Origin of the sequence: Dongia soli (assembly GCF_034044715.1) — a bacterium.
GTDB lineage: Bacteria > Pseudomonadota > Alphaproteobacteria > Dongiales > Dongiaceae > Dongia_B > Dongia_B soli.
The window spans coordinates 400,875-423,554 of sequence record NZ_JAXCLW010000003.1; the positions used below are offsets into that span (position 1 = coordinate 400,875).

Here is a 22,680-nt window from a genome sequence, read left to right on the forward strand (position 1 = left end):
GGCATTTTTCTGACTGGAAACGTCATTCAAATGCGCCGCCAAACGACAGACGATCCCTTCAGTCGCCCAAGCCGTGACCTCAGCGTGGATTGCGCTTGTTGTATTCGAGCTGCTCTTTGGTGAGATCGAGGCCGATATAGATCCGGTAGAAATCGCCGTTTTCCTTCTCCTTAGGGAAGACCTTGATCGGATCGATTTCATCCACCGTGATGTTTTTGACCTTGTCGCCGCTCAAATCGATATCGGAGTCGAAGACTTCCTTCTTGATCGGCTCACCGCCCGGTCCGGTGATGGCGACGAAATATTTGAAGCTGGCCTTATCACCGGTAAATTTCGGCCCCCGGGCCGCGATGAACTGTATCTTGATGGCCGTCCGGATATAAGGCGGCTCAGCATTGGCGGAGTATTTGCAGTAGCTCGAGAAGGTGTCGAGGCCGGCCTCGAAGGAGATATCGGACAGATCGTTCCCGCCGCCACCGAATTTGGTGACATGAGCCAACTCACGCGGCGCCATCACCATGGGACAGGGTTGGGGCGGGCCCTTCTCCTTGCTGGCACAACCGGTAAGCGCGATGGCCAGCAGGCCGAAGGATGCGAGGTTGCGAAGAACCTTGCTGGGGGAAGTACCGGAACAGTCGGTCATCGACGATCCTTGCTCTTTTTGTGTGACATCATCATGGAGGGGGAAGGTGCTTAGAGGCGGCTATGCGTACCGTCGCAAAGCGGCATCTTGCCGGAATGCTTACAACCGCAGAAGTACACCGATTTGCTTTCGGCGGCATCGTATTTGATCGGCGAGAACTCGCTGCCCTTATGCGAGCCGTCGCAGAAAGGCTGTTTCTGGCTTCTGCCGCAGGCACACCAGAAATAGGTCTTGCCGGCCGTCACCTCGACCTTATAGGGCGATTTCTGCGCGATCTGCGGTTCGGCCATCGACCTTCCCCCGGTTCAGTCCGACCTCCCTGCCGCCGGATTGGCCGGTTACGGGAAGATCTTTTAATGTTCATGCCGACTCTAGAGAAGCGCCCGCAGATTAACAAGCGAATCGGGTTAATAACCCTGGTCCGGCTCCAAAATCGCCGCCGGCTTCCCATGGGGTATGCTTGGGGACCAGCGCAGACTGCCGCCGACATGTCTAACCGCGGATCCGATCAGCGGATTTGGCGGTTGCCCGGCGGGTTGAAACTTCTATATTCCAGGAAAGCAAAACCGGGATTTAAGCATGCAAAAACCCAACCTGACCCTGCTTCTGGCGGCACCGCGCGGCTTTTGTGCCGGCGTCGATCGCGCGATCCAGATCGTCGAAAAAGCCCTGGAGCGGTTCGGCGCGCCGGTCTATGTCCGCCATGAGATTGTCCACAATCGGCACGTGGTTGAGGAGCTGGAGCGCAAGGGCGCCATTTTCGTCGAAGAGCTGGACGAAATTCCCGGGCAGTTCCCGGTGGTTTTTTCCGCCCATGGCGTGCCCAAGGCCGTTCCAGCCGAAGCCGAAAAGCGCAACCTGCTATATCTCGACGCCACCTGCCCATTGGTGAGCAAGGTGCATCGCGAGGCCGAAGGCCATTTCAATATCGGCCGTCACATCATCCTGATCGGCCATGCCGGCCATCCAGAGGTGATCGGCACCATCGGCCAGTTGCCGCCCGGCGCGGTGACCTTGGTCGAAACCGTTGCCGATGTCGCCAAGGTCGAACCGCCGCAGATCGAAGAGCTTGCCTATATTACCCAGACCACGCTCTCGGTCGATGACACGGTCGATATCATCGACGCCTTGCGGCAGCGCTTCCCGGCGATTCACGGGCCACGCAAGGAAGATATCTGCTACGCCACGACAAACCGGCAGATGGCGGTGAAGGCCATCGCCGGTCGCTGCGATCTCGTCCTGGTGATCGGGGCACCGAATTCCTCCAACTCACGGCGTCTGGTGGAGGTCGCCCGGGTTGCCGGCTGCACCAATGCACATCTGGTGCAAAAGGCTGCCGAGATCGACTGGAACTGGTTCGAGGGCGTGAAAACGGTCGGCATCACCGCAGGCGCCTCGGCGCCGGAAATTCTGGTACAGGATGTGCTGGACGCGATCCGGCTGCGCTACACGATCGAGATGGACGAAATTCCGGTCACCACCGAAACCATCCATTTCAAATTGCCGCGCGCATTGACCGCGTGAGCGGCACCGCAGCCGGCATGACGGCCGCAACAGCATGCTGATGATCAGCCCGGCCCGGTGACAAACACGTTGCCGGGCCTTTAAACAGAAACCAGATCGCGTCCAAGATCCCATGGCTGTCTATACAGAAGTGCCGGATGGCGAGTTGAATACGTTCCTCGCGCAATACGATCTCGGCAATGTCGTCGCCTGCAAGGGCATTGCCGAAGGCGTCGAGAACAGCAACTATCTGCTGCGCACGACGCTCGGTACCTACATCCTGACCCTCTATGAAAAACGCGTCGCGCGCGAGGACCTGCCGTTCTTCCTGGGACTGATGGAACATCTGGCGGCTAAAGGGTTGAGTTGCCCCACGCCGATTCACGCCCGCGACGGACAGACCCTGCATGAGCTTTGCGGCAGGCCCGCGGTGATCGTCAGCTTTCTCGAAGGGATGTGGCCGCGTCGGCCGACCGAGCGCCATTGCCAGCAATTGGGCGCCGCGCTTGCTGATCTGCATCTGAAGGGCCGCGACTTCACCCTAAGCCGCGCTAATGCCTTGTCACTTGCCGGTTGGCAGAAGCTGGTCGAGGCAACGAAAGATCGCGCGGACGAGGTCGAGCCGGGTCTTGGCAAGGTCATCGTCGACGAACTGGCCTTCCTCAACGCGCATTGGCCGAAGGATCTGGAGATCGGCGTGATTCATGCCGATCTCTTTCCGGACAATGTCTTCTTCCTCAACGATCGCCTGTCGGGGTTGATCGACTTCTATTTCGCCTGCACCGATTTCCTGGCCTATGACCTCGCCGTCTGTCTCAATGCCTGGTGCTTCGAGCCGGATCACAGCTTCAACATCACCAAGGCACGGTTGATGGTGCAGGCCTATCAGTCGGTCCGCCCCGTGCCCTCGGTTGAAACGGCGGCCTTGCCGCTTCTCTGCCGTGGCAGCGCCTTGCGCTTTCTTCTCACCCGTCTTTACGACTGGCTGAACCACCCGCCCGGCGCTTTCGTGAAGCCGAAGGATCCGCGCGAATATCTGCGCAAGCTTCGTTTCCATCAGGGCGCCGCTTCGGCCGGCGCCTATGGTATCGGCTGAGCGGTACCCATGACTGCATCTTCCGAGACCACGTCTCCCACCGAGACCGTCAAGGTCGTCGAGATATTCACCGATGGCGCCTGCAGCGGCAATCCCGGCCCCGGCGGCTGGGGTGCGATCCTGCGCTATGGCGCGGTCGAAAAGGAGCTATCCGGCGGTGAAAGTCCGACCACGAACAACCGCATGGAAATGATGGCCGCGATCATCGCCCTGGAAACGCTGAAGCGTCCAAGCCAGGTGGCCCTCTACACCGACAGCCAATATCTCATGAAGGGCGTCACCGAATGGATGCCCGGCTGGAAACGCAACGGCTGGCGCACCTCGGATAAGAAGCCGGTGAAGAATTCGGATCTCTGGCAGCGTCTCGACCATGCCATCAAGCCGCACCGGGTTTCCTGGCATTGGGTGAAAGGCCATGCTGGCCACCCCGAAAACGAGCGCGCCGATCTTCTCGCCCGCGAAGCCATTCAGTCATTGAAAACCCAGGACATCATGTAAACAGCGGACATGCTGTGGGCATCACACGAAGTCCGACAGCACTTCCAGGAAGTCGTCGCCGTAACGCGCCAATTTACGTTCGCCGATTCCGGGAATCTCCAAAAACTCATCAAGGGTCTGCGGCTTACGATGGGCGATTTCGATCAGGGTATTGTCGTGAAAAATCACGTAAGGCGGCACGTTCTGCGCTGCTGCCAGATCGCGCCGCCGCGCCCGTAAGGCCTCCCAGAGTTTCGCATCGACCCCGCCCGGGCCGAGCTGTGCCGTAAAGCTGCGCCGGCCACGTTTGCCGCCGCCCAGCTTCACCGTCGCCTTGCGCAGATTGAGCCGCTCTTCGCCTTTGAGCAGCGGACGCGCCGTCTCGCTCACGGCCAGCGTGTTGAAGCCATCGCCGTCCACCGTGAAATAACCCAATGACACCAGTTGCCGCGCCAGCGACTTCCAATCGGCGACGGCGAGGTCACCGCCGATGCCGAAGGTCGAGAGCTTGTCATGCCCGTATTGCGTCACCTTTTCCGTCGTCTCGCCGCGCAAGACATCGATCAGGTGAGTGACGCCGAAGCGCTGGCCGGTACGCCAAGCGGCCGATAGAAGCTTCTGCGCCGCTACCGTCGCATCCCAGGTCTCGCCGGGATCAAGACAGATGTCGCAATTGCCGCAGCGCCCCGCGGTCTCGCCGAAATAGGTGAGCAATGCCTGGCGCCGGCATTGCGTCGATTCACAGAAGCCCAGCAAGGCATCCAGCTTGCGGCGCTCGACCCGCTTGCGCTCCTCGGATGCAGCCGATTCGGCAATGCGTTTGCGCAGCATGACCACATCGGCGAGACCGAATGCCAGCCAGGCCTCGGCCGGTGCGCCGTCACGGCCTGCGCGCCCGGTTTCCTGGTAATAAGCTTCAATACTCGCAGGCAGGTCGAGATGCGCGACGAACCGCACATCGGGCTTGTCGATCCCCATGCCGAAGGCGACCGTCGCCACCATGACCACAGCCTCCTCGCGCAGGAAGCGCTGTTGATTGAGGCGGCGCAGCTCGGCGCTCATGCCCGCATGATATGGCAAGGCGGAGATTCCCCGCTGACACAGCCATTCTGCGACCTCTTCGACCTTCTTCCGCGACTGGCAATAGACAATACCGGCATTGCCGGCCTGTTCCTGTTGCAGGATCTCCAGCAGCTGCCGCTTGCCGTCGGTCTTTTCCACTACACGGTAGCGGATATTCGGCCGATCGAAGCTGGCGAGGTAGATTTCCGCATTTTCCAAGGCCAGGCGATGACGTATCTCCGCCTGGGTTTCGCGGTCGGCCGTCGCCGTCAGGGCGATACGCGGCACATCGGGGAATTGCTGATGCAACACCGAAAGCTGGATATATTCCGGCCGGAAATCATGCCCCCATTGCGACACGCAATGCGCCTCGTCAATGGCGAAAAGCGCGATCTTCAGATCGCGCAACAGGTCGAGGAAACGCGGCGTCAGTAGACGTTCGGGCGCGACATAAAGCAGCTTCAGCGCATCGCGGCGCAGTTGGCGTTCGATGTCGCGCAGCTCGTCCAGGGTCAGGCTCGAATTCAGGAAGGCAGCTGCAACGCCCATTTGCTGCAAGGCCGCCACCTGATCCTGCATCAAGGCAATCAGCGGCGAGACGACGATACCGACGCCATCACGCAGCAAGGCCGGAATTTGATAGCAGACGGATTTGCCGCCGCCCGTCGGCATCAGCACCAGAGCATCGCCGCCTTCGACAACATGCTCGATGATCGCGGCCTGCTGGCCGCGAAATGCCTGGTGCCCATAGATCCTGTGCAATAGATCGAGGGCACGTTGCGCTGTATCCGGCTGATCGAACATTTTATCCATCGATGGAATCAAAATGGGGCGGCAGCCAGGCTACCGCCCCATCGCGGAATACAGCGATCTTAGAGCGCCTTCAATAAGGCTTCGGCACTGGAGACCTCGAAAGCGCCCGGCGCTTCGACATGCAAGGCCTTCACCTCGCCATCCTGCACCACCATGGCGTAACGGCAGGCGCGCAAACCCATGCCATAAGCCGTGCCATCCATCGTCAGGCCAACCGCCTTGGAAAAATCCGCATTACCATCGGCCAGCATCAGCACCTTGTCTTCCGCATTCTGCTGCTTGCCCCAGGCATCCATGACAAAAGCATCATTGACCGACAGGCAGGCGACGGTATCGATACCCTTTTCCCGAATGGCGCTCGCATGGGTCACGTAGCCCGGAAGATGCTTTGCCGAGCAGGTCGGCGTGAAGGCACCCGGCAGCGCAAAAAGCACGACCTTTTTCCCCTTGAAAAGGTCATCGGTACTGACCGTCTGCATGCCGTCCTTGTCTATGTATTTCAGCGTGACATTGGGGATGCGATCGCCAACCTTGATGCTCATAACATGGTCCTTTCTTAACCTTGTCGCGATGCCGCCAAGATAGGCAAGCCGGCGATCAAAGCCAAGTCTGCTGACACCTACGGTTGATGGTCACGGCTCGATCGCCGCTGACGAGCCGGCCCCGGCGCGTTGCAGCGCCGAGATGACCGCATCGCTGGTCAGCAGCTCCGGCAAGACGATTCCCAGCGGTGCGCCCGGGCCGTAGACGATGTTGAAGGGAATTCCGTAACGGCCGTGATCGGCAAGATAGCGGGCGATCGTGTCGTCCGGTTTGGTCCAATCGGCCTGCATGGCCACAACACCGGCCCGCTGGAGCCGGTCGATAACCGGCGGGCGGTCCGTTACCAGCCGTTTATTGGCCTGGCAGGTCACGCACCAAGCCGCTGTCACATCGACGAAAACCACCTTGCCGTCACGCACGAGGGGGGCAATACGTGCCTCCTCGAAGGGCTGCCAGGCGAGCCCCCCGCTACGACTCGCTTCGGCCTGTTGCCCCGGAAGAAGGCCAAGCTGAATGGCTAGAATCGAGCCGAGCCACAAGGCCGAACCGATCAGGGCTAACGCCAGGACGCGCTTTAACCACAGCATCCAGCGGCCGGGCTTCGGCAGCCACGTAAGCGCCCCTGGCAGCAACGCCACCACGATGTAAGGCAGAGCAAGCCCAAGGCCGAGCATGGCGAAAATCAGTAGAATATCGCCGGCCCCGCGCGACAGCGCAAAGCCGACGGCAGTGCCGACGAAAGGCGCCGAACAGGGCGTGGCCATCAATGTTGCCAACATCCCGGTCAGGAAGGACTTGCCGAGTGCGCTGGTGCCGGATCTCTCCAGTGTCTCGCTCGCCGAGCCGATGAAGGCCGGCAGGGGAATTTCGAACCAGCCGGTGAGATTGGCGGCGAAGGTCAGGCAGACCAGTATCAGGAGTAACAGAAAGAGCGGTTGCTGGAACTGAATGCCCCAACCGATGGTGGCTCCCGCCGCTTTCAACCCGACCAGCGCCAAAGCAAGCAGCAGGAAGGCTGCCAGTACGCCAGCAGCGGTCGAGATAAAGCTGAGACGAATGGTGCGTCGGTCGGCCCCGGCATGATCGGCCACACCCGCCAGTTTCAAGGCCAGAACCGGCAAGACACAAGGCATGACATTAAGGATCAGGCCGCCGACGAGGGCGATAGCCAGAATGGGCAAGAGACGTACCCATCGCGTCCAACCCAGCGCGTCGCTGTCGGCAATGATCCCGGTCACGCTCGGCCGAACCTTTTGTTCCAGCGCACGCTCACCATCGACCACCGTGATCGTCAGATCGCTTTCGCTGAGCTGCGGCGCCTTGGCGCTGCGCGTCACTGGCACGATCAACCGCGCCCGCATTCCCTCGTCGGAGATTTCCGTATTCGGTGCACCGAAATCGAAGCCAGCCGGTCCCTCAATGACGATATCCGGCATTGCAAAAGGTTGCCCGTCAGACGCGAGATCGGCAACCAATCGGCCATCGGTTGCGACGCCGAATTGGGTGAGGCGGAAGCCGGCACGCGCACCATCGCCTGGCACGAGAGAACGGAACTTGTTGATGAGGGGCGCATCGTCGCTGAGATCGGCCGGTGCCGCCGGCATGGCCAAGGTCAGGTTGGCAGTATAAGGGATGCAAACAGTCTCGCAGACCAGATAGCGGATCTGCGCCCGGATCGTCATCGGCTGGCCCGGCTCCTGCGGCCGGGCGGAAATCGGGAACACCACTTCCTTGCTGTAACCGAAGGTTTGCAAACCAAAAAGCTGGAATCTATGGGGCGCGGGCCAGGCGATATCCGCGCCAGCCAGATTACGGGAGCCCTGATAATCGATGGTGACGGGATAACCGGCATCGCCGGGGCTTCGCCAGTAAGTCTTCCAGCCAGGTTTCAGTGTGAAATGCAATCCGAGCGGGATCGTCTTCAGATCACCGGTTCCGGTCACGGCCGAGATCAGGCTTACTTCCGTCTGATCCGTCGTCACGGTCTCGCTGGACACGGACTCGGCCTTGGCAGGAGCCGGGCAGGCCTGGACCGCCACCGCCAGCAGGACGAATCCGGCCAGCAGCCGATTGATTGCTTTTATGCGCCACGCCCGTCGGATCATGCGGGATTCACCATTTGCCAATCACTTGGGCTGATTATCCTGTCAGTTGCTTTGCATATCGCGTGCCTAACGAGGCTTATACGCCACTTCGCCGCCGATCACTCACGGGAATATTAGAAGCCTGCCATCTTGTCGCCATCGGCCAGGAGAATTACATTTAGCGGATGACCAGAGGGCTTTTACATCAAGGCTTTATGACCGGCCAATTACTGGTCGCCATGCCGCAGATGCGGGACGCCCGTTTTTCCCGGACGGTCATCTATGTTTGCGCCCATACCGGCGACGGGGCGATGGGCTTGGTGATCAACCGGCTGGTCGGTTCCCTCACTTTCCCCGATCTTCTGGAACAGCTTGGCATTGACGGCCTTGTCAACGCCGAACACATCCGCATCCGCAGCGGCGGGCCGGTGGAGACCGGGCGAGGTTTCGTGCTCCATTCTGCCGATTACCAGGAAGACGCCACCCTCCAGGTGGGCGAGCATGTCGGCCTGACCGCCACCATCGATATCCTGCGCGATATTGCCGCCGGCAGCGGTCCGAAGCGCAGCTTGCTGGCCCTGGGCTATGCCGGCTGGGGACCTGGTCAGCTCGACGCCGAAATCCAGGCCAATGCCTGGCTCTGCGTGCCGGCGGATGACGATCTTATTTTCGATGATCAGCTCACCGATAAATGGGAACGATCGATCGGCAAGCTGGGGGTCGATTACAAGCTTCTTTCGAGCGACGCCGGCCGCGCCTAGTCTTCCCTCCACTGCAGATTATTTCACTGGTTCCGCCATGCCCCGGGAGACCAGCAGGTTTTCCAGGATCAGATCGAACAGCATATGGTCCTGCCAGAAACCGTTGATCTTGAGACAGCTATGCGCGATGCCGATCGGCTGAAAGCCGAATTTATGTAGCAGGGTCCGGCTGGCGTCATTGCCACCGAGACAGGCGGCTTCCACCCGGTGCAGATGCAGATCGTGAAAAGCAAATGGCAGGGCCAGCGCCAAGGTCGCGGACATCAGGCCCTGGCGGGCATATTGCTGCCCAAGCCAGTAGCCGATGCTGGCCGCCTGAGCAACGCCGCGTCGCACGCTGTTGAGATTGACGCCGCCGACCAGCCTGTCATTGGTCCGCTCGAAAATATGGAAGCTATAAGCGACATCGGCGCGCCAGTCGCGCGCCATGCGCGTCGTCCGATCCCGATAGGTCGCGCGGCTGAGCGCCTCTTCTCCCCAACTCGGCTCCCAAGGTTCGAGAAAAGCTTGGCTCTCGCCACGCAGTCTGGCCCATTGCCGAAAGTCGCCGAATTGCGGCGGACGCAGATAGACCCGCGCGTTCCTCAATAATGGCGGCGGCGGTGAGAAATGGGGGCCCTTTCCGAACATGCCGCCGCCCCGCGCGTCAGGACAAGCGCTTCCGGAGATCGTCGTAGGGCATCACCTGCCCGATCGGGCCGAGCGTGACCAACGTCGGCGGTGAAACAAGAAACTGCCGGGTGATGCGCCGGATGTCATCGGTGGTGACGGCATCGATCTTCGAAACGATCTCCTGCACCGGAATCGCCCGGTCAAAAACCAGCACCTGATTGGCCAACTGCTCGCAGCGCGCACTGGTCTTTTCCCGCGACATCAGCGTACCAGCCTTCAACTGTGCCGCTGCACGCACGACCTCCTCGTCGTTGAGATCATCCGGCAGGCGCGCCAGCTCATCGCAGATTACCGGCATCATCTCACCGACTTCCTCTTCGCCGGTGCCGGCATAGACACCGAACAACCCGCAATCGTCGAAGGACGTCGAGAAACTATTGATGCTGTAGACGAGACCGCGCTTTTCCCGCACTTCAAGGAAGAGCCGTGAGGACATGCCGCCGCCGAAAAGCTGCGACATCACCGAGGCGGTATAATAATCGGGATGGTCCTGGGCCACACCATCGAAGCCCAAGGCCACATGCACCTGTTCCAGATCGCGGTTGAGCCGCAGATCGCCGCCGCGATAGCTCGGCGCTTCGACGAGCGGCCGCGCGCCGGTCGGTAAACGGTCGAAAGCCTTGATCGCCAGATCGACCAGCACGTCGTGATCCACCTTGCCAGCCGCGCAAAGCACCATCTGGTCGGCGCGATAGCGGCTTTCCAGATAACCGGCCACCACGTCGCGCGGCAGATCGCGCACGATTTCCGCACGCCCCAGAACCGGGCGACCCATCGACTGGTCGGGATAAGCGATTTCCTGGAAGTGATCGAAGATGATGTCGTCCGGGGTATCCTCGGCCTGGCCGATTTCCTGCAATACGACGGCGCGTTCGCGTGCCAGCTCGGCTTCCTCGTAAGTCGAGTTCTGGATGATGTCGGCGATGATATCGACCGCCAGCGGCACGTCCTTGGCGAGCACACGGGCATAATAGGCCGTCTGCTCGCGACCGGTATAGGCGTTGAGATAACCGCCGACCGCCTCGATCTCGACAACGATGTCGCGGGCGCTGCGCCGCTTCGTCCCCTTGAATGCCATATGCTCCAAGAGATGCGCGACACCGTTATGCTCTGCGGGTTCGTGGCGCGTTCCGACCGCAGCCCAGATGCCGATCGCCGCAGTCTCCACCGATTCCATGCGGTCGGTGGCGATCCGGAAGCCGTTCGGCAATGTGGTGATACGAACCGTGGATGCGGGATCCAACCCTGCGCTGTTCGAGGCTTGCTTCGTGCGGGTATTTGTCGTGCCAGATGTCTTAGTCAGTTTCGTCTTCCTCATAACGCTTTGAGATAACTACTGATTCCGCCGACTCGCGAGCACAAAATCCTTCACGCGCTCGAGGTTGTTGGGCAGAACCGTCATGCGCTCAGACCGATCGTAAAGGTCGGCAAGGTGGTCCGGCAAGTCCGGCCGGCGACCGGTGGCCCGTTCAACCGCCTCGGGGAATTTTGCCGGATGGGCGGTTGCCAGGGCAATGATTGGGATTTCCGGATCCGCCCGCTTGGCTTCCGCGGCCGCAATCCCGATCGCGCTATGCGGATCGATCAGTTCGCCGGTCCGCTTATAGAGATCGCCCATCGCCGCCAGGGTCGCCTTGTCATCGAAGGCGGCAGCGGCGAACAGCGTTTCGACTTGTTTCCAGCTCTGCCGCGGCGCGGTCATGCGGCCCGCCTTGCGGAAATCACCCATGGCCGCCGCCAAGGCCTGGCCGTCTCGGCCATAGAGATCGAATAGCAGCCTTTCGAGATTGCTGGAGACCTGGATATCCATGGACGGGCTCAGGCTCGGCTCGACCTGGGTGATCTGCATCGCCGCGGTATTGAAGAAGCGTGCAAGGATATCATTGCGATTTGAGCCGATGATGAGCGGCGCGATGTCCAGGCCCATTTGCCGCGCGCCATAGCCCGCATAGACATTGCCGAAGTTCCCGCTGGGAACCGAGAAGCCGATGCGCCGATCTGGTGCGCCGAGCGCCACCGCCCCGACGACATAATAGACGATCTGCGCCATTACCCGCGCCCAGTTGATGGAATTCACCGCCGACATGTTCACGCGGTCGCGGAAGGCGTGATCATTGAACATCGCCTTCACCATGTCCTGGCAATCGTCGAAAGTGCCTTCGAGCGCGATGTTGAACACATTGGCTGAATCGATCGTCGTCATCTGACGGCGCTGCACTTCCGAGACGCGACCCTTCGGATGCAGGATGAAGATGTCGATCGCATCGCGGTCGCGGCAAGCTTCCAGCGCCGCCGAGCCGGTATCGCCAGAGGTCGCGCCGATGATCGTCACACGCTGCTTTCGCGCTTTCAGCACATGATCATAGAGGCGGCCGACCAACTGCAAGGCGACATCCTTGAAGGCCAAGGTCGGACCGTGGAATAGCTCCATCAACCAGAGCGACTGGTCGATCTGTTTCAGCGGGACGACGGCCTGGTGCCGGAAAGCGGCATAGGCATCTTTGACCATAGCGGTGAAATCACCATCGCCGATCTTGCCCCCGGTCTCGCCAATGAGAAAAGGCTGCATGACCGCGACGGCGATATCCGCATAGGACTTGCCGCGCAAAGCGCGAATGGCTTCGGTCGTCAGGCTGGGCCAGGTTTCCGGCACATAGAGGCCACCGTCGCGCGCCAAGCCGGCCAAAAGAACATCGTCGAATTCCAATGCCGGCGCCGCGCCGCGGGTACTGATATAACGCACAGGGTCAATCCTCTTAACAACGTGCCGAACCTAGTAGCCGGGCATGTTCGGTGCAAGTCACCAAGAAGGCCAATGAGAAATGGTCAGCCCACCGATGCAGCAGCGAAATAAGCGGTCCGGCGGCGGCCAATGCCACCGGATGTTCCGCACCTGTTCCAGCCGTCAGCCGGCTAGATAACGCTGCCGCAGATGGTTCTTGAAGACGGCGATATCCAGCGGCCGGCCGGTCGCGCGGGTTACGATTTCCGGCGTCGACAGGCTGGACCCCAAGCCGTGAACATTCGTGGCCAGCCAATTCCGCAGCGGTGCGAAATCGCCCCGCCCGATCGCTGCCGGGATTTCCGGCCTGGCCGCAACGGCAGCCGCGAAGATCTGCGCCGCCGTCATCGCCCCCAGGCTGTAGCAGGGGAAATAGCCGAAGGCCCCATCATACCAGTGAATATCCTGCAGACAGCCTTCGCAGTCGCTGGGCACATCGAGCCCAAGCAAGGCCTTGAAACCGTCATTCCAGGCCCCGGGCAAATCGTCCAGGCTCAGCTCGCCGGCGATCAGCGCCTGTTCCAGGCGATAGCGCAGAATGACATGCGCCGGGTAAGTAACCTCATCGGCATCGACCCGGATGAAGCCCGGCTTCACACGGGTATAGAGCCGGCGCAGGTTGTCCGGCGCGAAAGCCGCCTCGTTCCCCGGAAAAGCGTCCATCAGGAGCGGCGCGAGATAGCCGCAGAAAGCCTCGCTGCGGCAAGCCTGCATCTCCATCAGGAGCGACTGGCTTTCATGCATGGTCATGCCGCGCGCCTGACCGACCGGCTGCAGACGCCAATCGGCCGGCAATTGCCGTTCGTATAGCGCATGGCCGGTTTCGTGGATGATACCCATCAGGGCATAGACGAACTGGCTTTCGTCGTAGCGCGTGGTGATGCGCACATCGTCCGGCGTGCCGCCGCAGAACGGGTGCAGGCTGGTGTCGAGACGCCCATGGGTGAAATCGAACCCCATGGTTCCCATGATCCGCTGGCCGAGTTCCTTTTGCTTGTCGATCGCGAATGGTCCGCGGGGCTCGACCGGGGCCTGCTGTTGCGCTTGATGGGCCAGAACCTCAGCGAGAAAATCCGGCAGGAAAGCCGCGTAATCGGCAAAGATCGCATCGATTGCGGCGACCTTGGCGCCCGGCTCGTATTGATCCATCAAAGCTTCATAGGGCGAGCAACCGAGCCGCTCGGCCTTCGCGGCCGCGGCCTGGCGGGTCAGCGAAAGCACTTCCTGCAGATAGGGTTTCACCTGAGCAAAATCCGCTGCCGGCCGCGCCTTGCGCCATATGCCTTCGCAGGTAGTACAGGCTTTGGTCAGTGCTTCGACCAGATCGCTGTCCAAGGCCGTCGCATGGACGTAGAGCCGCTGCATCTCGGCCAGATTGGCAATCTGCCAGACATCAAGCCTGTTGCTTTCCTGCGCCGCGGCCAGAAGCTCTCCGGTTTCGGGCGCCGTCAGCATTTCGTGGCTGACGACATCCAGTGCAGCCAATTGCTCGGCGCGTGCGCCGTGCCCGCCCTCCGGCATCACCGCCGCCATATCCCAGGTCAACATGCCGGCCGCTTCCCGCAGGGCCGACCAGCGTCGGAAACGGGTTTCCAGGCTTTTATAAGCGTCGAGAACGGTCATTGCTGCTCCCGCTGCAGTCGCAGGTGATAGAGAATATAGATGACGATCAGCGCGCCCGCCAGCAAAGCCCAGGTGATGGCATATTGCAGATGATCGTTGGGCAGATTGATATGGGTTTGCCCGCCTAAAGGATAGCCTCCGGGCACCGGAGCGGGACCCGCGTCGACATATATATCCTGGCGCATCGCAGGCGCGCCGAGATGTTTGGCGATGGCCGGCAGGTCGATGAAGAACCAGACATTCTGATCCGGCTCATTATCCGGCTGCATCCAGGCCTTTTGTTGCGAGAGACGGACAATGCCATCGACCGTCAACGTACCTGCCTGCTGCCCGGCTTGGCGCGATTCCGGCAGTTTCTTTTCGGTCGGCACCCAACCGCGATCGACCAGCACCGTGTCCCCGCCCTGAAGGACGAAAGGCGTCAGGATGTGATAGCCGACATTGCCGTTCATCGACCGCGCCGCCAGGTAAAGTTCATGATCGTGCTGGTATTGGCCCGTCAGACTCACCCGGCGATATTCGGCGGCGCCGAGATCGCCACCGGCGGCCGGCAGCGCAACCGGCGCGGCAGTGACGCGCGCCTGGCGATCGGCGATCAAGTTTTCCTTCCAGTGCAGACGTTGCACCTGCCAGATCGAAAGACCGATCATCATCAGGACGGCCGGCACCGTAAACAGGGTGGGCCCGAGGGTGGGACGGAATTTCAGCCGTGATAACAACATGTCTTCAGTCTCAATGGTCGCCGACGCCACGACTGCTGCCGCCATTCTGGCGGAAGCTGTCCTGGGGTCGATGACGAAATTGCAGGGCAATAAGAATGGCTTTAGCCGGCCGCAACAGGCCAAGCGAACCGCCGAGCACCAGGACCGAGGTCAATAGCATGACCAGCCAGGCCGGCCAGCCGAACCACGTCCAGATGGAAAAGGCGAAGGGAACCGCAATGGCGAGGACGATGAAGATGACGAAGACCGCCGGCCCATCGCCGCTATCGGCGGCCCGCAGGTCAAGCTGGCAAATCTCGCAGCGCTCGACCAGGGTAAGAAAGCCGGAAAAAAGCCCGCCGCGCCCACAGCGCGGGCAACGGCAGGCTAATCCGGTGCTGACCGGCGACGGTCTGGAGACGCCGCCGGCCAATTAAATGATGTCCCCGGCAATCAAGCCGATGGAACGAGTGCCGGGCTTAGTGGCTGGCATAGGGACCGGAACCACCGCCCCAGATATAGACGAAGATGAACAGGAACAGCCATACCACGTCGACGAAATGCCAGTACCAGGCGGCGGCTTCGAAGCCGAAATGATGCTCCGGCTTGAAATGGCCGCGGATCGCGCGGAACAGGCAAACCGCGAGGAAAACCGTACCGACGATCACGTGGAAGCCGTGGAAGCCGGTCGCCATGAAGAAGGTCGAGGCGAAGACGGTGTCCTTGAAGCCGAAAGCCGCATGGGCATATTCATAAGCTTGGCAGGCGGTGAAGGTTAGACCCAGCAGGACCGTCAGCGCGAGGCCCTGGATCAGGCCCTTGCGGTCGCCTTCACGCAGCGCATGGTGCGCCCAGGTGACCGTGCAACCCGACGTCAGCAGGATCAGGGTGTTGAGCAGCGGCAGTTCGAACGGATCGAACGGATGAATGCCCTTCGGCGGCCAGACGCCGCCGATACCTTCCTTCGGGAAGAGCGCGGCATCGAAGAAAGCCCAGAAGAAGGCGGCGAAGAACATCACTTCGGAAGCGATGAACATCGACATGCCGTAGCGCAGGCCGATCTGCACGACCGGATTGTGGTGCCCCTGATGCTCGGCTTCATCGACGATGTCGCTGAACCAGAAGAACATCGTGCCGAGGATGAAGACGATACCCGGCGCAATCCACCAGATCGGCGGCAAACCGCCCAATGGCTGATCATGCATAAACTGGATCATGCCCGCGGCGAACATCAGGCCGCCCAAAGAGCCGGTCAACGGCCACGGGCTGGGATTCACCAGATGATACGGATGATTGGCCTTGTGGGCGCTATCTGCTGCACTCATTTCCACTCTTCCCTTCTTGACCGCCCCTGGAAATCAGGACGGCTACATCCCCATAAAACATGCGCCGAACGGGTCGGCAATCATGGTCAATTTACCGAACTCTTCTGTCCGCTGCCAGACGCACCGGCAGTCGCAGCTCCGCTTTTGCCCGCAGCCTCTTCGGCAGCTCCCAAGGTGGTGGCCGCTTTCTGGTCCGCCGCGCGGAAGAAGGTGTAGGACAGAGTTATGTCGTTGATTTTCGTCAGCGTCGGATCTTTCAGGACCCCAGCATCGATATAGAAACTCACCGGCATATCGACTTTCTGGCCCGGCTGCAGCGTTTGCAGCGTGAAGCAGAAGCAAGCCGTCTTATCGAAATAGGCGCCGAACGGATCGGGCGAGATATTGAAGGTCGCCGTTCCCGTCACCGGCTTGCTTTCCATGTTCTCAGCTTCGAAGAAAGCGAGATAGCTTTTGCCGACCTGAACTTCCATCGACTTCTGCTTGGGTCGGAAACGCCAGCCGAGGCCGTTTGCGACATCGGCATTGAAAGTCACTGTCACGACACGGGTGCTGGCATCGGAGGTATTGGCCGCCACCTGCCGCGGCGTGCCCTGATAGCCCGTCACCTTGCAGAACAGCGAGTAGAGCGGCACCGAGGCATAAGCGAGGCCGATCATCCCGAACACCACACCCGCCAGAATCAGCATGACGTTCCGGTTACGGCGCTCACGCTGCGACAGCGCGGGACGGGCCGGTTTGGAATTCTGCGGCGGCATCTCGCTATTTTGCACAGGGCTGCTCATGCGATGTTCTCAATGTCCTGTCAGGCGGACCAACGTGATCCCATAGACGATGGCGCAAAATGCGACCAGCGCGAGCAGCACCGCCCAGTTGCGGCCGCGCTGGCGACGTCGCCTTTCGGCATCGATGGCCTGGCGGTCATTATGGCCTTCGGTTTTGCTCGCCATCATTCAGCCCACCAGCATGTGCAGCCAGGCCGGATCGATCAAGCCGGACAGGGAGTCGATATGCAGCAAGCCGGGTGCGCGATCGATCATGAGCACCGCGAAATGCAGGGAAAGATAGAGCAGCGAGTATTTAAACATCGCCTGGGCCCGGCGCAGATCGCTGCTGCCCAGCACGCGCAGGGCATGGGTGATGAAACCGATATTCAGCAGAAGGGCCGTCACCGCATAGATCGATCCCGCCACGCCGAGCACAGCCGGCACCAAAGCGATCGGCAGCAGCACCAGGGTATAGACGAGCATTTGGATCTTGGTCGACCGGGCACCGGCGACAACCGGCATCATCGGCACACCCGCCTTGGCATAGTCGCCCTCGCGATAGAGCGAAAGCGCCCAGAAATGCGGCGGCGTCCACATAAAGATCAGCAGGAAGAGCGAGATCGAGGCGAGGCTTATATCGCCGGTCACGGCGGCCCAGCCGATCATCGGCGGGAAAGCACCGGCTGCACCGCCGATAACGATGTTCTGCGGCGTCCGTCGCTTCAGCCACATCGTATAAATGATGACATAGAAAAAGATCGTGAAAGCAAGTAGCGATCCCGCCGTCCAATTGACCGCCATGCCCATCAGCACGACGGAAAACAGCGCCAGCACCAAACCGAAGCCCAAGGCTTCGTTGGGATCGACATTGCCTTTGGGAATCGGCCGGTTGCGCGTGCGGGTCATCACCGCATCGATATCCCGGTCGTACCACATATTGATGGCGCCCGAGGCGCCGGCGCCGACCGCAATGCAGAGAACCGCCACCGCCGCGATCAGAGGATGGATATGGCCCGGCGCGACCACCAGACCGGCCAAGCCGGAAAAGACCACCAGTGACATCACGCGCGGCTTCAGCAAGGCAATGAAGTCGCTGACACGCGCACCGGCAACCGCACCCGACAATTCGCGCACGCGGTGATCAGTATTGGCGGCAATGTCGAGGCTCTCGTCGGCCACAAGAATCCCCAATTCTACAGTTTCGCTCAAAATCACGTTCCGTCAGAGCAGCGACGGCGGGAAATCCCGCCGTCGCGCTCAGTTTTAGTGCCCAGCGGAGGCTTCGATCCGCGGCAGTTCTTCGAAGGTATGGAACGGCGGCGGCGAGCTCACCGTCCATTCCAGAGTCGTCGCCCCTTCGCCCCACTGATTGTTCACGCCGATGCGCTTGCCAGCGAAGATCGTGTAGAGCGCGACGACGAAGAAGAACAAGGTGGAGCCATAGGAGATGAAGGCACCGATCGAGGAGACTTCATTCCAGAAGGCGAAGGCCACCGGATAATCCGGGTAGCGGCGCGGCATGCCGGCCAGACCCAGGAAGTGCTGTGGGAAGAAGGTCAGGTTGACGCCGATGAAAGTCGTCCAGAAGTGCAGCTTACCCGCCCATTCCGGATACTGCCGGCCCGACATCTTGCCGATCCAGTAGTAGTAGCCGGCGAAGATCGAGAACACGGCACCCAAAGACAGCACGTAGTGGAAGTGCGCCACCACGTAATAGGTGTCATGCATCGCAACGTCGATCGGCGCATTGGCCAGCACCACGCCGGTCACGCCGCCGATGGTGAACAGGAAGATGAAGCCGGTCGCCCACAGCATCGGGGTCTTGAAGCTGATCGAACCGTTCCACATCGTGGCGATCCAGGAGAAGATCTTGATGCCGGTCGGCACCGCGATCACCATCGTCGCCGCCATGAAGTAGGCGCGGGTATCGACATCCAGGCCGACCACATACATGTGGTGCGCCCAGACCACGAAGCCGACCACACCGATCGCCACCATGGCATAGGCCATGCCGAGATAACCGAAGACCGGCTTCTTCGAGAAGGTGGAGATGATCTGGCTGACCATGCCGAAGCCCGGCAGGATCATGATGTAGACTTCGGGATGGCCGAAGAACCAGAACAGATGCTGGAACAGGAGCGGATCGCCGCCGCCTTCCGGCTTGAAGAAGTGCGAACCGAAATTCCGGTCCGTCAGCAGCATGGTGATGGCACCGCCGAAAACCGGCAGCGACAGCAGCAGCAGGAAGGCGGTGACCAGCACCGACCACACGAACAGCGGCATCTTATGCAGGGTCATGCCCGGCGCGCGCATGTTGAAGATGGTGGTGATGAAGTTGATCGCACCCAGGATCGACGATGCACCGGCAAGGTGCATGGCGAAGATCGCCATGTCGACCGCGCGGCCGGGCTGGCCGTCGCTGGAGAGCGGCGGATAGAGGGTCCAGCCGGTGCCGGCGCCGCCATCCACGAAGGGCGAGGAGAACATCAGCACCGAAGCCGCGACGAGCAGCCAGAAGCTGATATTGTTCATGCGCGGGAAGGCCATATCCGGCGCGCCGATCATCAGCGGCACGAACCAGTTGCCGAAGGCACCCATCATGGCCGGCATGACGGTGAAGAAGATCATGATCAAAGCGTGAGCCGAGATGATGACGTTCCACATCTGGCCGTCGGGATTGGCATCGGTGCCGAAGAACTGGATGCCGGGATGCATCAGCTCTGCGCGCATATAGACCGAGAAGGCCCCGCCGATCAAACCGGCGCAGACCGAGAAGATCATATAGAGCGTGCCGATGTCCTTATGGTTGGTCGAAAAGAGCCAACGCGCGACAAAACCGGGCTTGTGATCGTGATGATCATGCGCGGCGTGGTGAGTACTTACCGGGCTCATGTGTCGTCCCTCTATCTTCTTGATCTATCAGTTCGCAGTGCTGGCAACGGCGGCCGGCGCCGTCTGCGCAACATCGGTGACCGGCGGCGTGCCGTCGACCTTGGCGAATTTCTTCTGCGCATCGGCGACCCACTTGGCGAATTCTTCCTGGGTTACCGCGCGGACGGTGATCGGCATGAAGCCATGGCGCACGCCGCAGAGTTCTGAGCACTGGCCGTAATAGATGCCGGGTTTCTCGATATTGAACCAGCTTTCGTTGACGCGACCGGGGACGCCGTCATGCTTCACGCCGAAGGACGGCACGGTCCAGGAATGGATCACGTCGGTCGCGGTGATCTGCACGCGGACATTCTTGCCAACTGGCAGAACGACCTCGTTATCGGCCTGCAGCAGATAGAGATCCTTCTTATCCGCCGGCAGCTGTTCCTTTTCCACCAGATTGGCGTCGAAGGTGAAATTGCCGTTATCAGGATATTCGTAGGACCAATACCACTGGTGACCGATCGCGCGGATCGTCAGATCCGGCTTCGGCAGATCGAGCTGCTTGTAAAGCAGGGGGAAGGAGAAGATGGCGATGAAGACCAGGACCAGCGCCGGCGCCACGGTCCAGATCACTTCGATTAGGGTGTTGTGCGTCGTCTTGGACGGAACCGGATTGGCCTTCTCATTGAAACGGAAGATGCAGATCAACAGCAGAACCAGCACGAAAAGCGTGATGATCGTAATGATCGGCATGAGAATGTGGTTATGCACCGTTTCCAACTGGCGCATCAAATCGGTTGCCGGTTCCTGCAACCCCAGCTGCTTCGGTCGTGGCGCCCCCACCACTTCATCGGCCACGGCGACGCCGGAACCCAGCATCATCGTACCGATCAGGGCAAACAGCTTGGCGAGTCCTTGCTTCAAGCTCATGTCCAATCATCCCATCCCTAGTTGTGCCGATCCGGAAACCGACCTATCGGCCTGTACTTCATACCCGGATCAAGCGTCCGGCCGTTGACACTCGCCAGCTCTCCGGGAACGAGCCCGGCGGGGCCGAAAGCAAGATGGCGGCCAGAAGAAATCCGATCTGTTCGAGGCCTGGCGACATTCTGCTCCGACACGCCCGTTTCCGCACGCGCAACGGCAGACGAAAGCCGACCCGGCCCGAATTACCGGGAAGCTACACCTGCCTTTGACATATCTCAAGCATTTCGCGGGCTTGCCGGCCCGCGCCCGGGCGGCTGGCAACGGCACAATAGAGCAATGCGACGATCCGCCGCATAAATCGCTGCGGTCTTTGCCTCTGCAGACAATCCGCTCGTCCCCAGATTCCGCAGGCCCAGGCGACATATCGAAGATTGCCTACTGACACCGGGATCGCGGACCCTATATTTACTGTGGATGTCCCGCATTTTATCGAATGCCTGGTCGACCGACCGGACCGCTACGTGGTTAACCGCTTCAGGAGTGCCCCATGTCCTCTCTCGCCATTACGGATAACCTGTTTTTTGAACGCGCCGGCCTGGATCTCGCCCGGACCCAAGCGCGGGTCGCCGAGGCTCTGAACGGCGCCGAAGATGGCGAACTGTTCCTGGAATATAGCCAGTCGGAGAGCCTCAGCTACGACGATGGCAAGCTGAAAACTGCGGCCTTTGATACGACTCAGGGTTTCGGACTGCGGGCCGTGGCCGGCGAAGCGCATGGTTATGCCCATGCCAGCGATCTTAGTGACGCGGCGATCGAACGGGCCACCCGCACGGTGCAAGCGGTGCGCGGCGGTCATAGTGGCGAGCTGGCTTTGCCGCCGATCGGCACCAATCGGGCGCTCTACAGCGATGAAAATCCGCTCGCCGCTTTGGAATTCGGCCGCAAGGTTTCCCTGCTGGGCGAGATCGACGCCTATGCCCGCGCCAAGGATCCGCGGGTCAAGCAGGTCATGGCCTCGATCTCGGGCGTCTGGCAGGCCGTGCAGATTCTGCGCGGCGATGGCCACCGTGTCGCCGATATCCGCCCGCTGGTACGCCTGAATGTTTCGGTCATGGTGGAAGAGAACGGCCGCATGGAAACCGGCAGCCACGGATCTGGCGGCCGCTTCACTTACGATCTCCTGATCGATCCGAAGCATTGGCAGGCCAGTGTCGATGAGGCGTTGCGCCAGGCTTTGGTCAACCTGACCTCAATCCCCGCCCCGGCGGGCGAAATGCCGGTGGTCCTCGGCTCCGGCTGGCCAGGCATACTGCTCCATGAAGCGATTGGCCACGGCCTGGAAGGCGATTTCAATCGCAAGCAGACCTCAGCCTTCGCCGGGTTGATGGGGCAACAGGTCGCCGCCAAGGGTGTCACTGTAATCGATGACGGGACGCTGCATGAACGCCGCGGCTCGCTCAGCATCGATGATGAAGGTACGCCAAGCCAGTGCACCACCTTGATCGAGGACGGCAAATTGGTCGGCTATCTCCAGGACCGGCAGAATGCGCGGCTCATGAATATGAAGCCGACCGGCAACGGCCGGCGCCAGAGCTTCGCGCACAACCCGATGCCGCGCATGACCAATACCATCATGCTGGGCGGTAATCTGGCGCCCGAGGAAATCGTCAAATCGGTGAAGAAGGGCCTCTATGCCGTCAATTTCGGCGGCGGGCAGGTCGATATCACCTCTGGCAAATTCGTCTTCTCAGCCTCGGAAGCCTATCTCATCGAAGACGGCAAGATCGGTCCGGCGGTGAAAGGTGCCACCTTGATAGGCAATGGACCGGATGTCCTGACCAAGGTCAGCATGATCGGCAATGACATGGCGCTGGATCCGGGCGTCGGCACCTGCGGCAAGGAAGGCCAGGGTGTCCCGGTCGGCGTCGGTCAACCGACCCTGCGTATCGATGGACTGACCGTCGGCGGCACCGCCGCCTAAGTCGACCAAACCGTTTTGATCGCCCTCGGCCCTTCCCCGCCCGGGG

General features: G+C 60.7%; 22 protein-coding genes. 5 read left to right on the forward strand and 17 right to left on the reverse strand.

What is annotated here, in order from left to right; genetic code table 11:
- Nucleotides 1-79 precede the first annotated feature (79 nt).
- Both SMD27_RS13985 and SMD27_RS13990 read right to left on the reverse strand, forming a co-directional pair.
- Nucleotides 80-643, reverse strand: a complete 564-nt coding sequence (locus tag SMD27_RS13985) for a hypothetical protein (RefSeq protein WP_320509019.1) — start codon at nt 641-643, stop codon at nt 80-82.
- A gap of 50 nt (nt 644-693) precedes the next feature.
- Nucleotides 694-933, reverse strand: coding sequence for a CDGSH iron-sulfur domain-containing protein (locus SMD27_RS13990; RefSeq protein WP_320509020.1), 240 nt, complete (start codon nt 931-933; stop codon nt 694-696).
- A gap of 289 nt (nt 934-1,222) precedes the next feature.
- Between SMD27_RS13990 and ispH the strand changes: the two genes are divergently transcribed.
- From ispH to rnhA, 3 genes are all read left to right on the forward strand, one after another.
- Nucleotides 1,223-2,167 (forward strand): 4-hydroxy-3-methylbut-2-enyl diphosphate reductase, encoded by a 945-nt coding sequence (gene ispH / locus SMD27_RS13995; protein WP_320509021.1) that lies wholly within the window; start codon nt 1,223-1,225, stop codon nt 2,165-2,167.
- Between the two features lie 112 nt (nt 2,168-2,279).
- Nucleotides 2,280-3,242 carry a homoserine kinase gene (locus SMD27_RS14000; protein ID WP_320509022.1) on the forward strand — a complete coding sequence of 321 codons (963 nt, stop codon included), beginning with the start codon at nt 2,280-2,282 and terminating at the stop codon, nt 3,240-3,242.
- Nucleotides 3,243-3,251: 9 nt separating this feature from the next.
- Complete coding sequence (rnhA, locus tag SMD27_RS14005) at nt 3,252-3,740, forward strand: ribonuclease HI (RefSeq protein ID WP_320509023.1); 489 nt, start codon at nt 3,252-3,254, stop codon at nt 3,738-3,740.
- A 21-nt stretch (nt 3,741-3,761) separates the two neighbouring features.
- Here rnhA and recQ read toward each other — a convergent pair whose 3' ends face one another.
- From recQ to SMD27_RS14020, 3 genes are all read right to left on the reverse strand, one after another.
- Nucleotides 3,762-5,594 (reverse strand): DNA helicase RecQ, encoded by a 1,833-nt coding sequence (gene recQ, locus SMD27_RS14010; RefSeq protein WP_320509024.1) that lies wholly within the window; start codon nt 5,592-5,594, stop codon nt 3,762-3,764.
- Between the two features lie 59 nt (nt 5,595-5,653).
- A complete protein-coding gene (locus SMD27_RS14015; RefSeq protein WP_320509025.1) occupies nt 5,654-6,136 on the reverse strand; it encodes a peroxiredoxin in 483 nt (160 codons plus the stop codon).
- Between the two features lie 90 nt (nt 6,137-6,226).
- The gene (locus SMD27_RS14020; protein WP_320509026.1) at nt 6,227-8,242 is read right to left on the reverse strand and encodes a protein-disulfide reductase DsbD family protein; all 2,016 of its coding nucleotides are present in this window, start codon (nt 8,240-8,242) and stop codon (nt 6,227-6,229) included.
- 194 nt (nt 8,243-8,436) lie between these two features.
- Here SMD27_RS14020 and SMD27_RS14025 point away from each other — a divergent pair, with 194 nt between their 5' ends.
- Nucleotides 8,437-8,982, forward strand: coding sequence for a YqgE/AlgH family protein (locus SMD27_RS14025; protein WP_320509027.1), 546 nt, complete (start codon nt 8,437-8,439; stop codon nt 8,980-8,982).
- A gap of 18 nt (nt 8,983-9,000) precedes the next feature.
- Here SMD27_RS14025 and SMD27_RS14030 read toward each other — a convergent pair whose 3' ends face one another.
- From SMD27_RS14030 to coxB, 12 genes are all read right to left on the reverse strand, one after another.
- On the reverse strand, nt 9,001-9,612 hold the full coding sequence (locus tag SMD27_RS14030) for a GNAT family N-acetyltransferase (RefSeq protein ID WP_320509028.1): 612 nt from the start codon (nt 9,610-9,612) through the stop codon (nt 9,001-9,003).
- A gap of 16 nt (nt 9,613-9,628) precedes the next feature.
- Nucleotides 9,629-10,897, reverse strand: a complete 1,269-nt coding sequence (locus tag SMD27_RS14035; RefSeq protein ID WP_320509029.1) for a M16 family metallopeptidase — start codon at nt 10,895-10,897, stop codon at nt 9,629-9,631.
- 90 nt (nt 10,898-10,987) lie between these two features.
- The gene (thrC, locus tag SMD27_RS14040) at nt 10,988-12,397 is read right to left on the reverse strand and encodes a threonine synthase (RefSeq protein WP_320509030.1); all 1,410 of its coding nucleotides are present in this window, start codon (nt 12,395-12,397) and stop codon (nt 10,988-10,990) included.
- 162 nt (nt 12,398-12,559) lie between these two features.
- Entirely contained in the window at nt 12,560-14,059 is a 1,500-nt protein-coding gene (locus SMD27_RS14045) for a carboxypeptidase M32 (protein WP_320509031.1), read from the reverse strand.
- Nucleotides 14,056-14,781: an SURF1 family protein gene (locus SMD27_RS14050; RefSeq protein WP_320509032.1), complete on the reverse strand. Its 726-nt coding sequence runs from the start codon at nt 14,779-14,781 to the stop codon at nt 14,056-14,058. Before SMD27_RS14050 ends, SMD27_RS14045 begins: the two co-directional genes overlap by 4 nt.
- A gap of 10 nt (nt 14,782-14,791) precedes the next feature.
- Nucleotides 14,792-15,193: a DUF983 domain-containing protein gene (locus SMD27_RS14055; RefSeq protein WP_320509033.1), complete on the reverse strand. Its 402-nt coding sequence runs from the start codon at nt 15,191-15,193 to the stop codon at nt 14,792-14,794.
- A gap of 46 nt (nt 15,194-15,239) precedes the next feature.
- Complete coding sequence (locus SMD27_RS14060; protein WP_320509034.1) at nt 15,240-16,085, reverse strand: cytochrome c oxidase subunit 3; 846 nt, start codon at nt 16,083-16,085, stop codon at nt 15,240-15,242.
- Between the two features lie 86 nt (nt 16,086-16,171).
- Complete coding sequence (locus SMD27_RS14065) at nt 16,172-16,870, reverse strand: cytochrome c oxidase assembly protein (RefSeq protein WP_320509035.1); 699 nt, start codon at nt 16,868-16,870, stop codon at nt 16,172-16,174.
- A 9-nt stretch (nt 16,871-16,879) separates the two neighbouring features.
- Nucleotides 16,880-17,038 (reverse strand): hypothetical protein, encoded by a 159-nt coding sequence (locus SMD27_RS14070; RefSeq protein WP_320509036.1) that lies wholly within the window; start codon nt 17,036-17,038, stop codon nt 16,880-16,882.
- Nucleotides 17,039-17,986, reverse strand: coding sequence for a heme o synthase (gene cyoE / locus SMD27_RS14075; protein ID WP_320509181.1), 948 nt, complete (start codon nt 17,984-17,986; stop codon nt 17,039-17,041).
- 129 nt (nt 17,987-18,115) lie between these two features.
- Nucleotides 18,116-19,744 carry a cytochrome c oxidase subunit I gene (gene ctaD / locus SMD27_RS14080; RefSeq protein ID WP_320509037.1) on the reverse strand — a complete coding sequence of 543 codons (1,629 nt, stop codon included), beginning with the start codon at nt 19,742-19,744 and terminating at the stop codon, nt 18,116-18,118.
- A gap of 27 nt (nt 19,745-19,771) precedes the next feature.
- Nucleotides 19,772-20,656: a cytochrome c oxidase subunit II gene (gene coxB, locus SMD27_RS14085; RefSeq protein WP_320509038.1), complete on the reverse strand. Its 885-nt coding sequence runs from the start codon at nt 20,654-20,656 to the stop codon at nt 19,772-19,774.
- A gap of 544 nt (nt 20,657-21,200) precedes the next feature.
- On the opposite strand from coxB, the gene tldD reads away from it, so the two are divergent.
- Nucleotides 21,201-22,634 (forward strand): metalloprotease TldD, encoded by a 1,434-nt coding sequence (tldD, locus tag SMD27_RS14090; protein ID WP_320509039.1) that lies wholly within the window; start codon nt 21,201-21,203, stop codon nt 22,632-22,634.
- Nucleotides 22,635-22,680: the final 46 nt, after the last annotated feature.